Below are 14,391 nucleotides of genomic sequence, written 5' to 3'. Positions count from 1 at the left end.
CTCACGAGAAGGTGGAGCCCCCGTTGGCCATGATGTTCTGACCGGTCACGAACCCAGCAGCATCCGATGCCAGGAACAAGATCGTGCCGGCCAAGGCGTCACGCAGCGCCACTCGGGATGGCGCACATCATGCAACACACTGAACAAGATCACGACGGCGACGAAGACGAACACCAGTCCGAACCCGCCACACTCTTCTTGGTCAGCACATTTCAGCTTCGGCGGTTGCTGTCCCAGTGATATCGCCGGCCCTCGGCAATGGCCGGAGCGTCATCGCCCGCCACCACCACGTTGCGGGTCGTACCGAGCATCTCGACGGTCATCTCCACGACATCGCCAATCTTCAGCGGCTCGGGCTTCTGTTCCCCCGAGCGTCCCCACAGCTCAACGAGGCATCCGCCGTTGCCGAGCGTGCCCGATCCGAGGACATCGCCCGCCTTCACCCACGTCCCACGGGACGCGTGGGCCAGTAGTTCGTCGAACGACCAGCTCATGTTGCGCAGGTTGTCCCGTCCGATGACGGTGCCGTTCACCGAAACGGAGGCATCGAGATCCAGCAATCCTTCGGCGGTGCGGCGTCCGTCCAGCTCGTCGGCGGTCACGAGGAACGGGCCCAACGTCGTCGCGGAGTCCTTTCCTTTCGACGGACCGAGTCCCACCTTCATCTCCTGCTTCTGGATGTCGCGGGCCGACCAGTCGTTGAAGATCACATAACCGAAGATGTAGTCGCTCGCGTCGGCCGGAGCGACGGACGAACCGTCACGCGAAACCACGGCCGCCACCTCGAGCTCGTAGTCGAACACCCGGCAACCTGGCGGAATCGCCACGTCGTCGTGCGCACCGATCATCGCGTAGGGGTTGGTGAAGTAGAAGACTGGCGCCGAGTAGTACTCGGCCGGGACGCCGCCCTCACTCGCCAAGGCGCGTGAGACCCCGTCGACGTGCTCCGCGAAGGCCATGAAGTCACGAACGGTCGGCGGCTCGATCGGCGGGAGCAGGCGTACCTCCGCCGCGTCGACCGGATCTCTTAGCAGCGTCGCGGCGCCCAGCCTCAAGGCCGCCGGTAGGCCGGACCTCACCACCTCGAGAATGGAGACCTGGTGCTCGAAGGCGTGCAGGCCGGCATCGCTGGCGACTCCGGTGGTGATGTGACCATCGTGCTCCCACGTGGCGAAACGCATCGATTCGAGCTCCTGTCATGACGTGTGCTGAAAGAAAAGTGAGCCGGAACGGCCGGTCTACTACTTGATGGCGATCGGGTTGACCGGGGACCCGACGGCACCCGTCACCGGCACCGGGGCGGCGGCCAGGAGGAAGTCGTAGACGCCATCGATCGCGCAGTCGGCACCGAGATCTTCCAGATCCCACATCTCGCCGATGAACAGTCCCATGTGCGGGATCACCACCTGGTGTAGAGGCTGGAATGCGTTCTCGAACTCGTTCGGCCTTACCTCGAAGCCCCAGGTGTCGGTCGCGATCGCGGCTATCTCGCGTTCGTGAAGCCATTCGGCCGTCGTGAACGACAGGCCGGGGGCGTCACCGCCGGCGTAACTGCCCCAACCGTCTCGGCGAACGCGTGACAGCTGGCCGGTCCGCACGAGCATGATGTCGCCACGGCCGACGGCCGACGTCTCGCCCTGTGCGGCGATGGTCTTCTCCAGGTCGTCGACGGTGATGGCGTACCCGTCGGGGAGCTCGCCGTTCTCGCCGAGCACCCTGCCGACGTCGAGCAGGACTCCTCGTCCGGCTATGCGGTCGGCGACCGTCTCGATGCCGGTCACCTGGTCACCTTCGCTCGTGACGACCGAACCCGCGCGACGCCCGTTGTAAGCGACGCCGTGGTCGAAGATGTGCCCGAGACCGTCCCACTGGGTCGATGCCTGCAACGGCATCACGACGTAGTCGTCGGAACCGCCGAAACCGTGGGGCATGTCCACGGGGCCGAACTCGGCATCGAGGCCCGACACCAGCATGGTGTGGATGGGGTTCATGCGCCGACGCCACCCCATCTGCGGCCCGTTGCCGTCGTAACTCTGGGCCAGTGAGAAGGTCACCCCGCGTTGAACACGGCTGGCGCCTTCGATCCGCTTGGCCTCGTCGAGGAAGTTCATGGTGCCGAGGACGTCGTCATCTCCCCATCGGCCGTGGTTGGAGACTCGCGCCGCTACCTCTGCGATGGCTGCCTCCGCGACCGGGGAGTAGAACGGACTCGAGGTGTCGACCTGGTCGTACTTGGACATGAAGAAGTCCTTCTGTGCTCGGAGGAAGCTAGACGGTGGGCTGTGACGACGTGGACCCGAAGCTGTCGCTGACCCAGTCCGCGACGTAGGAGCTGACCTTCGGGAGGTCGTCGAGACCGATGTGCTCGGCCCCGCCCTCCTCCCGCGTGAAGATCCGCAGCTGGCGAGATGCCGCGTTGACTGCCTGGTCGTACGATCGGTGCGCGTACTCCAGCGGGATCTGCCGATCGTTCTCGCCGTGCACGATCAGGAAGGGCACCGTGATCTTCTCGACCACTCCGTCGAGGTGGATCGTGTCGGCGAACTCGATGAACTCATCGAGGTCGTCGTAGCCCCAGACCCACTTGACGTGGTCCCAGTAGTGCGGCACCGGGTGCTCCCCCTCGCGCTGGAGCCGACGCCGCTGCACGGCACCCCAGTTGTGGTTGGCGCCCCACGCGACGCACAGCGAGAAACGCTTCTCGAACGCCGCCACGCGTGGTGAGTAGTATCCGCCGAGCGACCAGCCGACGACGCCCATCCGAGCCGGGTCGACGTCGCCGCGGGCCTCGAGCCAGTCGACGACCCAGCTGGCCCACGTCTCGGACTCGCGACGTGCGGTCAGTCCTTGCAGGCGGAGCGCTTCGCCTGATCCCGGCTGGTCGAGCATCAAGCAGGAGATCCCGCGATCGGCCAGCTCGGACCAGAAGCCCGAGCCGTACTGATGCTCCTTCGTGGAGTCCAGTCCGTTCAGCAGCACCACGACAGGGGCGGGACCGTCCGCAGTGGCCGGCGCGGCCGAGAAGTAGGCTGGCAGCGTCGTGTCCTCGAACGGGATGGCCACGCGGGTGATCGTGTGGTCGCGGAGGTCGAATCCCTTCTGTGCAAGCTCGAGCACACGGCGGTAGACCGACGCCCGATCGGGGTCGGACGCAGACAGCATGCGCTCCGCGGTGCTCAGGTAGTTGGCCGCGCGAGAGTAGATGCCACCAGCCGTGAGGAGGTGACCGGCCTTCTCTGCCTCCTCCGCCTTGACCACCAGCGAGTCGGTGAGATCGGTCCAGACCCTCAGGAAGTCGCCCGTTCCCGCGTCGCTGCCCGCCTTGGCCACCTCGAGTAGCGGACGACAGGCACGGTCGATCTCATCGATCTGACTGTCGGAGTTGATGGCTCCGATGACGGCAAAGCTCCAGACGTAGTTGCCGGGGAAGTACTCGAACATGTGTTTCCTTACTTCTGTCGTGGGGTCGTCGGGAGCGGTCGAGCTCGGCGCTCAGGCCCTCGGCATCGTGGTGAGGAGATCACCCATGCTGATGAGCGCGCGGTTGAGGCTGCCCTGGTCTGCGAGCACTGTTTGCCCCGTCATGATGGTGTTCTGGCGCGACGCCAAGAAGGCATAGAGCGGCCCGTACTCCTCCGGAGACGGCATGTGCTGCATCGGGGCGAGCCACTCGAACTGCTGCCGGAAGGCGTCGGCCGGGATGTCTGACTGCTTGGAGTCCTGCAGGTCCAGCGCCGCCGGTCCTCGAAGCTGGCTGTTGGCGATCCCGGTGGGTGCCACCGCATTGACCCGGATGCGTGGAGCGAGCTCGAAGGACAGCTGATTGACCAGGCTCCGAACCGCGCCCTTGCTTGCCGTGTAGGCGATGCCGCCGCCGTCGGCGGCGAAGGCGGCTTGTGAGCAGGTCAGGACCAACGCGCCCTGCTCCGCGTCGAGGAGGTCGAGGAAGACACGAGCTGTGAGCGCATAGCCCTTGACGTTGACCGCGAAGACCTCGTCGAGCAGTGAGTCGACCCGATCGGCGGGGATGTCGCGGAGCCTGACGTTGCCGTCCCAGATCCCTTGGGCCCCGACCACTGCGGTCAGGCGTCCGAACCTCGCGACGATCTCATCGCGGCAGCGCTCGAGGTCGTCGAGGCTGCGGACATCGCCGTGGACCACCACGACGTCGTCGCCGAACTCGTCCCTCAGCGTCCTCACCTTGTCGTCGTCGTACTCCAGCAACGCCAGCTGCGCCCCCTCCTGCTGGAAGTGGCGGGCAATGCCCAGGCCGAGGCCCGAGCCCGATCCCGTGATGAGAACGACGTGGTCGTCAAGAAGCGTCATGTGCAGTCCTTTGAAACTCGTGGTGTGTGGTGCGATGACGGCCGTGCGGCGGGTCAAAGCGTCATCTGGCGACTGAGTCGGCCAGGTCGGGATTGGCCGGGCGGGCCAGATCGATGGCCTCGTCCCAGCGAGCACCGCGAGCGAGGAGCTTGCGATAGCCGCGCAAGGAGCGCGACTGTCCGCTCGCGAACGCCGCGTGGAACTCACCGTCGGCTCCGAAGAGCACCAGGAACTCCTCGGCGTCCAGCGACCCTTCGGCCACGAACATCGTGTCGCCGTCACGCCGCCGCCCGAAGCTCTGGAATCGCCGGCCGAACTGGTCACTCCAGAAGTAGGGGACGCCTGCGAACGGCTCCGCCGTGCCGCGTGCCGCGTTGAGCCCGACGTGACGGCCCTTCTCGACCGCGTGCGTCCAGTGCTCGACCCGGACAGGATCACCGAACATCGGATGAGCCGAGCGGGCTACGTCTCCCGCCGCCCATACCCCGGGCACGTTGGTGCGCCCTGCGGCATCGGTGAGGACTCCTCCGCTGAGGGCAACCCCCGATCCTTCTAGCCAGTCGACGTCGGGCTCGACCCCGATCCCGACGACGACGTAGGGAGTCCGATGGATCGTTCCGTCGACCAGACGCAGCTCGTAGTCCCCCTCCACACCCCCGACGGAGACGACGGCACTCAGCATGCGGAGCCGTACACCGTGCTGGGAGTGCAGCTCGAAGAATACCTGGCCCAGCTCGGGCCCGACGATGCGATCGACGGGCAGGGCGGTGTCGTGCAGCACCGTGACAGCCACACCGTGCGCACTCAGACCTGCGGCGATCTCGAGCCCGATCAGGCCGGCACCGACGACGGTCACCTCACCGTGTCGCGCGGCCCCCTGACGCAGCGCACGCAGATCGTCCGGCGTTCGCAGCACAGGCAGGACCTCGCCCCCGTCGGTCGTCAGCGGCCGAGCTCGTCCGCCGCTTGCCAGGACGACCGCATCCCATGGCAGGGCGTCACCGTGATCGGTGACGACGTACTTGCGGTCTACGTCGAGACCGACTGCCCGTCGACCGAGGATCAGGTCGATCCTGCTCTCCTCCATGCGCTCGGCCGAGCGCAGCTCGAGGAGCTCAGGTTCGCCCTGCGCAAGCAGCAGGCCCTTCGAGAGCGTCGGTCGGTCGTACGGATGGTGCAGCTCCGAGCCGAGCACGGTGATGGAGCCTTCGAAGCCCGCTTCCCGCAAGCCGTCGGCGGCTGAGAGACCGGCCGCCGAAGCTCCGACCACGACCATTCGTCGGCTCTGATCCAGACCTGTCATCAGATGGACCTTGCGCCCTGGATGATGGCTTGCGCGGGGCAAGCGCGGACCGACTCCTCCAGGTCGTCGACGTCGTCCGCGTCGACCTCGTCACGCAGCAGCACGGCGACCTTGGAATCTGCTGGCAGGTCGAAGACGTCGGGCAAGATGCTCACGCAGATGCCGTAGCCGCGACAACGGCCTTGATCGAGCTCGACAGTCGTCGCGGCGCTCACAGGAAGAGTCCCAGGTTGGGGGTGGCAAGCGCCACCTCGGTCAGGAGTATCTCCCTCGAGAGCAGCCGGGGCCCGTCGGAGGTGAGTCGCAACGTGTCGTTACGCCGGTACGGCAGCAGGTCGAAGTGCGGATCGATACCGCGCTGCCTGTACAGCAGCACGGCACTCGAGACGGCGATGACGTCCTCCTGGTCGGTGCGCGTCGCAAGGACCGAGCCGACGAGGCGCATCGTTCGCGACGGCGGAATCTCCGAGTAGGCGACACCCGTTGCCAGCCGGTCGAGACGCAGGCGGACGTGCGCCAGCGTGTCGCGGACACGGTAGGCCTTGCGGTTGACCTCGTCCTCGCGTCTCTCCGTTGCCTGCCGGATCGGGATGACATAGAGGAGATCGGTATCGAGCAGCTGGAACCAGTCCTCCTCACGAGCCTCGTCGAGCAGCTTCGACTCGAGGGCTAGGAACTGGGTCGCCGTGTTCTGGAGCGCGGCATCGGCCAGCGGACCCACCACCGGGCCGGCCGGAGCGAGATCAGGGGTGTCGATCGTGGTCATCGCGTCGTGGCTCCTTCACCCGAGACGGTTGCGGTGTCGCCGCGCATGACAGCCAGCCAGCGCTTGTAGAAGCTCAGCTGGTTGAACTCCCCGAAGCCGGTGCGCCGCTTCGTGCCAGGCCCGTGGTAATCCGCGTCGAATGTCGTGTCTGCCGTCGTGCGGCCGGCCTGGTCGAAGCTGAAGCTCATCTGCTCACGCTGCATCCACGCGCTCTGCGCGGCACGACCGGCACCCTCCCAGGCCACGGTGTCGTCCTGCTCGAACGTGCCGGCCGAGCCGAACAGCAGCTGACCCGTCACATAGGAGTCATGCGCCTCTTCGTCGGTCTGGAAGTCGAACACGAACTGCCAGTTCCACAGCTCCATCTTGCCGGGGGCGATCGGCTGCCACACGCGGAACGTCGTGACCGTCGTCGTGGGGCCGCCCGGAGTGACCGGCGCGAAGGCTCGCAAGTAGCTGAAGTTCGGGAAGATGTTGCCAACCGTCGGCAGATTGGTCTCGAGAACGTAGCGCTGCGCATCGTCGAACGTGGACAAGTCGAACTTTTCGACGATCTCGGGCGGATAACCCCACAGAGGGAGACCGATCATCGGCCATGGGAACCCGAGGGTCCCGTGGCCACCGCCGAGATCGTAGGCGTGCATCATCTCGGCGTTCGCGGTCGTTCCCTGGATCATCCCGACTTCCTCGTTGCTCCAGTGCAGCGTGTCCACGTGGTAGGCGTCGCCCGAGAAGTTCTCGGCCCCTGCCTTCCAGTCTGCGTTGATCTGGTAGCGCTCCGGAGGCCCAGCGACGCGCATCCCTCCGGGCGCGAGGTTGACCAGAATGTCGAGCATCCAGCCGCCGCCGCCGAGGTACTCCTCGAGCGTCGGCCCCTCCTGGGCCAGGGACGCGAAGATGAAGCCCGAACGAACGTCGACGCGCGGTGCCTTCTTCAGGCTCCACTCCTTCGGGTCCATGCGCTCGCCGTAGGCCTCGTGCATGTGGGGGGTGCCCACAAGATCGCCGTTGTTCGAGTAGGTCCAGCCGTGGTACGGGCACTTGAAGAACCGCGAGTTGCCAGCATCGGTCTGGCACACCTGGGTGCCGCGATGACGGCAGTAGTTCGACAACACGTTGATACCGCCTTTGCCGTCACGCGTGACAATGACGGGATCCAGACCGATTCGACGCTGGACGAAGTCACCCGCCTTGGGAATCTCGCTCTCATGAGCGACGAACACCCAGCAGGTTCCGAAGACCTGATCCATCTCGGCACGGAACACGGCGTCGCTGTTCCAGATCTCGACCGGCACACGGTTCCTCGCCAGCTCGTTCTCCACCCGGGCGAGGATGTTCAAGACCCCGTGGGCGACGTTCGGTTCTACTACGGTCATTTCGGCTCCTTGCAAGCACGTCCTAGACGAGACCTGCGGCGTGGTGCCAACGGCCTCTCGGCAGCATCGTATGACTGTCGTCACAGGCGCGGAAGCCACATCTCTCGATGCTCTGACATTGATGTCATTGATGAGTTCCAAGTTACATCCGGCATCTTGAGATCCATCCCCACGCTGTGCATCTGGGTTGGCGTCCTCCGCTACGAATCCGGCGATGTATCGATGCCATCAATGGCATGCCATCTAAAGAGAGTGTTAGACCGCGGAGGTGGGTCGACCTAATCTGCGTATGTCGGTGGTGTTAACGCACCGACATACGCGCCCGCCGCCGACTCCCTGACGGCTTCATCCCGACGGATCGAGTGCGTCGCGACGTGAATGTTCCATGCCCGCTCAATCAGATGCGAGAACCATCGATGACCCTGTTGATCGACGACCAGACCGTCCGGGAATCCTTCGACTGGAAGCTCGCCATCGAAGCCCTTCGCGCGACGTACGGCGGCGACGTCTCCGCCTCTCGCTACCCGGACCGCACAATGGCTCGCGGTGACGACACGTGGCTCCGAACGCTGGCGGGCGTCTCTGCGGACACTGGACTGATGGGCACGAAGCTCATCGCGGCCTCGATGAAGGCGCGCCAGGCGTCGTACTTGATCCCGCTCTTCGACGACAACGCCGCGCTCGTCGCACTGCTCGACGGGCAGTCGATCACCGGCATCCGCACCGCCGCCACCTCGGCCGTCGCAGCTGATCTCCTGGCCGGACCCGACCCACTCGCCGTCGCCGTCATCGGCTCCGGCTTCGAGGCCAAGAAGCACCTTTGTGCCCTAGCCGCTATTCGTCCCGTTCGCTCCGCCACGGTGTGGAGTCCGCGCGAGGCGAGCCGGCAGGCCTTCGCGGAGGAGCTGTCCGACCTGGGGTTCCCGATCACTCCTGCCGACGCCGCCGAGAGCGCGGTCCGCTCTGCGACGCTGGTGATCTGCGCAGCTCGGTCGCACGACGAGTCCCCGACGGTCATCGGCGAGTGGTTCGAGCCCGGGACCACGGTTATCTCCGTGGGGTCGACCCTGCCCGAACAGCGCGAGGTGGACCCCGAGCTGCTCGACCGCGCCCACGTGATCGTGGCCGACATGGTCAACGAGGTCCTGCACGACACCGGCGACGCCCTGGCGGCCGCGGAGGCTGGCGTCGACCTTGGGGCGAAGACGATCTCGCTGGCCGAGCTCGTGGGCGGCAGCCGCCTGGGACGCACCGACCCCGACCAGATTGTGGTCTACAAGTCGGTGGGGTCTGCCGTGCAGGACATCGCGGTGGCCGCCATGTGTCTCGCCGAGGCTCGTCGCAACGGCGCCGGCGTCCCTCTTCCGATCTCCATCCCCCCTGTGCAGAAGTAAGGCGCTCCCACCATGACAACCACCTCCCTGCCGTCCCTCGGGCTGAATGACCCGTCGCTGTTCAGGACTTCCTCGTACGTCGACGGGCAATGGCTCGCTTGGGCCGGAGGCCCCCGGTTGGTTGTGGACAACCCGTCGACCGGCGAGACCCTCGCCGACATCCCGGCCGCCGGGGCCGCCGAGACCGCGGCGGCGATCGAGGCTGCCGATCGCGCCTTGACCGCGTGGCGCGCACTGTCGGGCAAGGCGCGGTCGCTGATCCTCCGCCGATGGTTCGAGCTGGTGCGCGACAACATCGATGACCTGGCTCGGCTGATCTCGCTCGAGGAGGGCAAGCCCCTTGCCGAGGCGGTCGGAGAGGTGAAGTACGCCGCATCGTTCATCGAGTGGTTCGGCGAGGAGGCCAAGCGGGTGCGCGGTGACGTCTTCGACGCGCCGGAGGCATCACGTCGCATCGTCGTCTTGCGCGAGCCGGTCGGTGTCTGCGCTGCCATCACGCCGTGGAACTTCCCCGCAGCAATGATCACCCGCAAGGCAGCCCCGGCACTCGCAGCGGGATGCACCATGGTCGTCAAGCCGGCCGAGCAGACCCCGTTGACCGCACTGGCGCTCGCCGAGCTCGCAGAGCGCGCCGGCGTTCCTGCCGGCGCCTTCAACGTCGTGGTCGGCGATCCTCACGAGATCGGACCGCAGCTCACCGGCAACCCGCTCGTCCGCAAGGTGACCTTCACCGGGTCGACCGAGGTCGGGCGCCTCCTCCTCTCGCAGTCCGCGACGACCATCAAGAAGACATCGATGGAGCTGGGCGGTAATGCCCCGATCGTCGTCTTCAACGATGCCGACATCGAGACCGCGGTCAACGGCGTCATGACCGCCAAGTTCCGAAACTCCGGTGAGTCGTGCATCGGCGGCAACCGCGTCTACGTCCAGTCCGGCGTGTACGAGGCGTTCGCGGCGGCGCTGGCCGACCGAGCGGCTGCCCTTCGGGTGGCCCCGGGCCTCGAGGAGGGCGCACAGATCGGCCCGCTGATCGACGACGACGCCGTTGCCAAGGTCAGGAAGCACGTCGCCGACGCGACAGCCGGCGGGGCCCGCGTCCTCGCCGGCGGCGCCGCGCACGAGCGCGGCGGGCTGTTCTACCAGCCCACTGTGCTCGTCGACGTGGTGCCCGGAATGCTCGTGACGCGCGAGGAGACGTTCGGTCCGGTACTGCCTCTGATCCGTTTTGAGGAGGAGGCGCAGGTTATCGCATGGGCCAACGACACCGAGCTCGGCCTCGCGGCGTACCTCTTCACCCGAGACGCAGAGCGCACCTGGCGCGTCGCCGCGGCGCTGGAGACCGGCATGGTCGGCATCAACACCGGACTCATCTCCAACGAGATCGCTCCGTTCGGTGGCGTCAAGCAATCCGGTCTCGGGCGTGAGGGCTCGGTCTACGGCATCGACGAGTACCTCGAGATGAAGTACGTCGCCTGGGAAGGTGCTGGCTCGCAATAGGTCCACCCACGCTCTCACCCGATCTGCGTGCTCTCCCGCAGACGGTCCATCTGCACGACGAAAGGAAACGCCACCATGGCTGACTACACCCGCAGCGAGGCTCGCGAATGGGCGCGCGAGAAGCTCTTTGGCGCCATCAACTGCACGATCCCCTCGTTCACCGGCGACCTGAAGGGGCTCAACGAGGCCGGCATCCGTCACGACATCCGGCTTGCGAAGGAGCACGGCTTCCTCGGTTCCCTGGCGGTCTCGGAGGTAGCCATCACGCTCCCCGAGTACCTCGACTTCATGCGCATGGCTCGCGACGAGGCCGGGAGTGAGTTCGTCATCGTGCACCACGGGAGCTGGAGCACCCTCGAGGACAACCTCGAAGCCGTCCGCGGCGCCGAGGACGCGGGGGCGGACATCGTGCTGCTGTCGTACCCGCCGAACTTCTATCCCGAGTCCGAGCAGGACATCTACGACTACACCAAGGCCGTCTGCGACGCCACCGACCTCGCCGTGATCCTGTTCCCGATGTTCCTGTGGGGATTCAGTCCTCGTATCCACCCTGCCGACATCCCGGCTCGCCTGATCCGCCGGCTGCTCGACGACTGCCCCAACATCGCCGTTATCAAGGCGGAGGGCGGCTTTCCCTACGTCCAGGGACTCATCGAGTGCCAGCGTCTCTTCGGCGACGAAGTCGTCATCTCGATGCCGATCGAGGCGGACCTCATCACGTTGTCCCAGCTGTTTCCCATCCAGCTGTCGGCCACCAGCGACCACGAGTACTACGGACCGATCATTCCGCGGGTCATGAACCTGCTGCGTGACGGCAAGTTCGACGACGCGACCGAGCTGTTCTGGCAGACACACCCGGCCCGCAAGGCCAAGGCGGCTCTGGCGCCCACGCTCAACGGCGGTGCCTTCATCAACCGCCAGGCCTGGAAGTACCAAGGATGGCTCCAGGGATACAACGGTGGACCGCTGCGCCAGCCGACACAGCGAATCCACGACAGCCAGATGTACGCCCTGAGGAAGGGGCTCATCGACTCAGGTCTCGAGCCGAGCATGGACCCGTTCCGGGAGTTCTTCATCGGCCGCAACCCCGCCTGAGGAAGTTCATGACCGACACCACGGCAGCCATCCGCGCTCCAGATGGGCGCTGATTCTAATCGAGGACGACATGACTACCCCCAGACCGACCCGTACAGACGCGCACTTTCAGTCCGAAGAGGACAACTGCGCGGCTTGGCTGTACTTGCCCGACGGGGCCGGCCCCGAGCACCAGGTTCCGATCGTCGTGATGGCGCATGGGTTCACCGGTGTCAAGGAGCAACGGCTCGACGCGTTCGCCGACCGCTTCGTAACCGCTGGATACGCGTGCCTGGTATTCGACTACCGCCATTTCGGCGGAAGCGAAGGAATGCCGCGCGAGCTCGTCAATATCAAGCGCCAACTTCAGGACTGGCGCAACGCGGTCACGTTCGCCCGTTCGGTGCCCGAGGCCGACGTTGACCGAGTCATCTTGTGGGGCACGTCGTTCGCTGGCGGGCACGTCCTGGTGACGGCCGCGCACGATCCCGGGATCGCCGCTGTCATCTCTCAATGTCCCTTCACCGACGGTCAAGCGGCAGGCATGGCCATGCCCCGGCTGACTGCCTTCAAGCTGATGGGCAAGGCGTTCCAGGACGTCCTCGCTGCTCGTCTCGGACGAGTGCCCGTACGGATCGACGCGATGGGACGACCAGGAGGGTTGGCCGTGATGACCTCTCCGGACGCTTTGCCAGGCTTCGAGGCCTTGCTGGCAGCTTCCGGTCTCGATCAAGCGAACATCGCCGTGCCGGCGCGCGTCATGTTCGAGGTCGCGACCTACATGCCCGGTAAGAGTGCGAAGAAGATCGCCTGCCCAGCGCTGTTCGCGGTGTGCGACCGCGACAGCGTGGCGCCAGCCAAGACGACCATCCGTCACCTCTCCAAGGCACCTCGGGGCACCCTGAAGCGATACGACGTCGGCCACTTCGACATCTACGTCGGCGAGGGGTTCGAGCGAGTAGTCAGCGACCAGGTCGCCTTCCTGGCCGCCAACGTGCCCCCAGTGTTTCAGTGATGCACGACATTTGACGCCGGGGATCTGAACCCTCTTGACCCCGAGCCTTTAGGACTCGAGCCTTCGGACGATTCTGTCTCAACACCGCACACTTCAGGTCCCAAGGACCTCGGGCGCGAACTGCCGCACCTGCGGCATCGTGACCGTCACCTGCACTACCGCTCGCTCGCTAAGGCACACGTGCCTGTAGGGGACGTCGGCCGGGAAGCGCACGAAGTCGCCGGCCGCGAGCTCGACCGCGTCGGTGACCGGCCCCATCCGGACCTTGCCACTGATCACGTACGCGTGGTGCAGCGTGCCCTGCGGCTGCGGCGCGAGCTCGGCGGTGTCGCGGCCCTTCTCGAGTCGTAGGACACGGGTGATGACGTAGCCCGAGCCGTAGATCTGGTCCAACGAACGCTCCTGAGTCCCTCCCTGGTCGATCCACTCTGCCTCGTCGGTCCTCTGCACGAAGACCGGCGTGCCCCACTCGGTGAGCAACCGCCGGGCGGGCACGTCGAGCGCCGCGCCGAGCGCGATCAGCGTGTCGACGGTGGGATTGCCTGTGCCGAGCTCGAGCTTGGAGACGGTCTGCTTGGAGAGGCCCGAGCGGCGGGCGACCTCGCCCAGCGAGAGGCCACGCTCGATACGGAACCGCCTCACGTTGCGTGCCACCAGGTCGTTGCCTTCGGTCATGGAGCACCTCCTCGCATCACCCATTGAAATAGGTGATGACTGCGTCACTTTTAATTGACTCTACGTCACTCTTGCCAAACGTCACTTCTGTTGTGCAGTCTGTCACATATAGAGCACGACATGAAGAACGATGGAGGCACCGATGACCACGATCACCCCCACTCGCGACGATCGAGCCGCCATCGACAAGGCCGTAAGCCTGCTTCTTTCCTTCGGTGATCAAGCAAGCACGGGCCTCGGGGTCAGCGAGCTGGCCCGCCGTGCGGCCCTGAGCAAGTCCACCGCGTTCCGGGTCCTCGGCATGCTCGAACGCAACGGCGTCGTCGAGAAGGTGGACAGGTCGTATCGTCTGGGCTCCCGCCTCCACGATCTCGGGACCAAGGTCTACTCCGCCGAGCACGAGGCGTTGCGCGAGGTGCTGACCCCGTTCCTGGCTGATCTCTACGAGATGACCCACGAGACCGTCCATCTCGCCTCGCTGCACGGGACCGACGTCGTCTATCTCGCCAAGCTGTTCGGTCATCGACGTGTGCCCAGCCCGTCGCGGGTCGGCGGCCGCGTGCCGGCCCACTGCACCGCAGTGGGCAAGGTGCTCCTCGCCTACAGCCCGAGCGCGTTCGACACCGTCACAGCGGCTCCGCTGCGAGCCCTCACATCTCGTACGCTCTCCGATGCCACCGTGCTGGCCGCGCAGCTGGTGCGGATCAGGCAGGAGGGCATCGCCTTCGACGACCAGGAGGCCGCCCCCGGCCTCAACTGCGTCGCCGTCGCCGTCTTCGGCTCCGATGGCCGCCCGCTCGCGGCGCTCTCGGTCAGCGGCCCGGTGGCCACCTTCGACCCTCGGGCCCAGGCCGCGCCGCTGCGCCGGGTCGCCCGTGCCGCCTCGCAGGCCCTGCAGCGGTCCGGGGTCGGCTCGACCGTGCGCCGGCAGCGAGCGATCGCCTGAGCCGTTGGCTCGCCGCCCG

General features: G+C 66.1%; 15 protein-coding genes. 5 read left to right on the top strand and 10 right to left on the bottom strand.

Going from position 1 to position 14,391, the window contains the following annotated elements:
* Position 1: 1 nt before the first annotated feature.
* The 9 genes from ABZZ22_RS00645 to ABZZ22_RS00605 all read right to left on the bottom strand — a co-directional run bounded on the left by ABZZ22_RS00645 (position 2) and on the right by ABZZ22_RS00605 (position 7,717).
* Complete coding sequence (locus ABZZ22_RS00645) at positions 2–112, bottom strand: SDR family oxidoreductase (RefSeq protein ID WP_354925691.1); 111 nt, start codon at positions 110–112, stop codon at positions 2–4.
* Positions 113–212: 100 nt separating this feature from the next.
* A complete protein-coding gene (locus tag ABZZ22_RS00640; protein ID WP_354925688.1) occupies positions 213–959 on the bottom strand; it encodes a fumarylacetoacetate hydrolase family protein in 747 nt (248 codons plus the stop codon).
* Positions 960–1,241: 282 nt separating this feature from the next.
* On the bottom strand, positions 1,242–2,240 hold the full coding sequence (locus tag ABZZ22_RS00635; protein WP_354925685.1) for a cyclase family protein: 999 nt from the start codon (positions 2,238–2,240) through the stop codon (positions 1,242–1,244).
* A gap of 28 nt (positions 2,241–2,268) precedes the next feature.
* A complete protein-coding gene (locus ABZZ22_RS00630; RefSeq protein ID WP_354925682.1) occupies positions 2,269–3,441 on the bottom strand; it encodes an alpha/beta fold hydrolase in 1,173 nt (390 codons plus the stop codon).
* 51 nt (positions 3,442–3,492) lie between these two features.
* A complete protein-coding gene (locus ABZZ22_RS00625) occupies positions 3,493–4,326 on the bottom strand; it encodes an SDR family oxidoreductase (protein ID WP_354925679.1) in 834 nt (277 codons plus the stop codon).
* A gap of 61 nt (positions 4,327–4,387) precedes the next feature.
* Positions 4,388–5,629 (bottom strand): FAD-dependent oxidoreductase, encoded by a 1,242-nt coding sequence (locus ABZZ22_RS00620; RefSeq protein ID WP_354925676.1) that lies wholly within the window; start codon positions 5,627–5,629, stop codon positions 4,388–4,390.
* Positions 5,629–5,844, bottom strand: coding sequence for a ferredoxin (locus ABZZ22_RS00615; protein ID WP_354925673.1), 216 nt, complete (start codon positions 5,842–5,844; stop codon positions 5,629–5,631). The genes ABZZ22_RS00620 and ABZZ22_RS00615 overlap by 1 nt, the downstream gene beginning before the upstream one ends.
* Positions 5,841–6,395, bottom strand: a complete 555-nt coding sequence (locus ABZZ22_RS00610) for an aromatic-ring-hydroxylating dioxygenase subunit beta (protein WP_354925670.1) — start codon at positions 6,393–6,395, stop codon at positions 5,841–5,843. Before ABZZ22_RS00610 ends, ABZZ22_RS00615 begins: the two co-directional genes overlap by 4 nt.
* Complete coding sequence (locus tag ABZZ22_RS00605; protein WP_354925667.1) at positions 6,392–7,717, bottom strand: Rieske 2Fe-2S domain-containing protein; 1,326 nt, start codon at positions 7,715–7,717, stop codon at positions 6,392–6,394. Before ABZZ22_RS00605 ends, ABZZ22_RS00610 begins: the two co-directional genes overlap by 4 nt.
* Before the next feature lie 470 nt (positions 7,718–8,187).
* Here ABZZ22_RS00605 and ABZZ22_RS00600 point away from each other — a divergent pair, with 470 nt between their 5' ends.
* The 4 genes from ABZZ22_RS00600 (at position 8,188) to ABZZ22_RS00585 (ending at position 12,751) form a co-directional block, all read left to right on the top strand.
* Positions 8,188–9,165 carry an ornithine cyclodeaminase family protein gene (locus ABZZ22_RS00600; protein ID WP_354925664.1) on the top strand — a complete coding sequence of 326 codons (978 nt, stop codon included), beginning with the start codon at positions 8,188–8,190 and terminating at the stop codon, positions 9,163–9,165.
* A 12-nt stretch (positions 9,166–9,177) separates the two neighbouring features.
* Positions 9,178–10,662, top strand: coding sequence for an NAD-dependent succinate-semialdehyde dehydrogenase (locus tag ABZZ22_RS00595; RefSeq protein WP_354925661.1), 1,485 nt, complete (start codon positions 9,178–9,180; stop codon positions 10,660–10,662).
* Positions 10,663–10,737: 75 nt separating this feature from the next.
* Positions 10,738–11,757 (top strand): dihydrodipicolinate synthase family protein, encoded by a 1,020-nt coding sequence (locus ABZZ22_RS00590; RefSeq protein WP_354925658.1) that lies wholly within the window; start codon positions 10,738–10,740, stop codon positions 11,755–11,757.
* 70 nt (positions 11,758–11,827) lie between these two features.
* Positions 11,828–12,751, top strand: coding sequence for an alpha/beta fold hydrolase (locus ABZZ22_RS00585; RefSeq protein WP_354925655.1), 924 nt, complete (start codon positions 11,828–11,830; stop codon positions 12,749–12,751).
* Between the two features lie 93 nt (positions 12,752–12,844).
* On the opposite strand, the gene ABZZ22_RS00580 is transcribed toward ABZZ22_RS00585, so the two are convergent.
* Positions 12,845–13,426 (bottom strand): helix-turn-helix domain-containing protein, encoded by a 582-nt coding sequence (locus tag ABZZ22_RS00580; RefSeq protein ID WP_354925652.1) that lies wholly within the window; start codon positions 13,424–13,426, stop codon positions 12,845–12,847.
* 142 nt (positions 13,427–13,568) lie between these two features.
* Here ABZZ22_RS00580 and ABZZ22_RS00575 point away from each other — a divergent pair, with 142 nt between their 5' ends.
* Positions 13,569–14,372 carry an IclR family transcriptional regulator gene (locus tag ABZZ22_RS00575; RefSeq protein ID WP_354925649.1) on the top strand — a complete coding sequence of 268 codons (804 nt, stop codon included), beginning with the start codon at positions 13,569–13,571 and terminating at the stop codon, positions 14,370–14,372.
* Positions 14,373–14,391: the final 19 nt, after the last annotated feature.

The organism is Nocardioides sp. NPDC006273 (genome assembly GCF_040613495.1).
In the GTDB taxonomy this organism is placed as follows: Bacteria; Actinomycetota; Actinomycetes; order Propionibacteriales; family Nocardioidaceae; genus Nocardioides.
This window is presented reverse-complemented; position numbering and strand designations above follow the sequence as displayed.

What these genes read in the sequence shown, in the direction of transcription:
- ABZZ22_RS00635 (WP_354925685.1), bottom strand. Translation starts at nt 2,240, where the DNA reads ATGTCCAAGTACGACCAGGTCGACACCTCGAGTCCGTTCTACTCCCCG.
- ABZZ22_RS00575 (WP_354925649.1), top strand. Translation starts at nt 13,569, where the DNA reads ATGACCACGATCACCCCCACTCGCGACGATCGAGCCGCCATCGACAAG.
- ABZZ22_RS00600 (WP_354925664.1), top strand. Translation starts at nt 8,188, where the DNA reads ATGACCCTGTTGATCGACGACCAGACCGTCCGGGAATCCTTCGACTGG.
- ABZZ22_RS00640 (WP_354925688.1), bottom strand. Translation starts at nt 959, where the DNA reads ATGGCCTTCGCGGAGCACGTCGACGGGGTCTCACGCGCCTTGGCGAGT.
- ABZZ22_RS00625 (WP_354925679.1), bottom strand. Translation starts at nt 4,326, where the DNA reads ATGACGCTTCTTGACGACCACGTCGTTCTCATCACGGGATCGGGCTCG.
- ABZZ22_RS00620 (WP_354925676.1), bottom strand. Translation starts at nt 5,629, where the DNA reads ATGACAGGTCTGGATCAGAGCCGACGAATGGTCGTGGTCGGAGCTTCG.
- ABZZ22_RS00585 (WP_354925655.1), top strand. Translation starts at nt 11,828, where the DNA reads ATGACTACCCCCAGACCGACCCGTACAGACGCGCACTTTCAGTCCGAA.
- ABZZ22_RS00595 (WP_354925661.1), top strand. Translation starts at nt 9,178, where the DNA reads ATGACAACCACCTCCCTGCCGTCCCTCGGGCTGAATGACCCGTCGCTG.
- ABZZ22_RS00610 (WP_354925670.1), bottom strand. Translation starts at nt 6,395, where the DNA reads ATGACCACGATCGACACCCCTGATCTCGCTCCGGCCGGCCCGGTGGTG.
- ABZZ22_RS00630 (WP_354925682.1), bottom strand. Translation starts at nt 3,441, where the DNA reads ATGTTCGAGTACTTCCCCGGCAACTACGTCTGGAGCTTTGCCGTCATC.
- ABZZ22_RS00580 (WP_354925652.1), bottom strand. Translation starts at nt 13,426, where the DNA reads ATGACCGAAGGCAACGACCTGGTGGCACGCAACGTGAGGCGGTTCCGT.
- ABZZ22_RS00590 (WP_354925658.1), top strand. Translation starts at nt 10,738, where the DNA reads ATGGCTGACTACACCCGCAGCGAGGCTCGCGAATGGGCGCGCGAGAAG.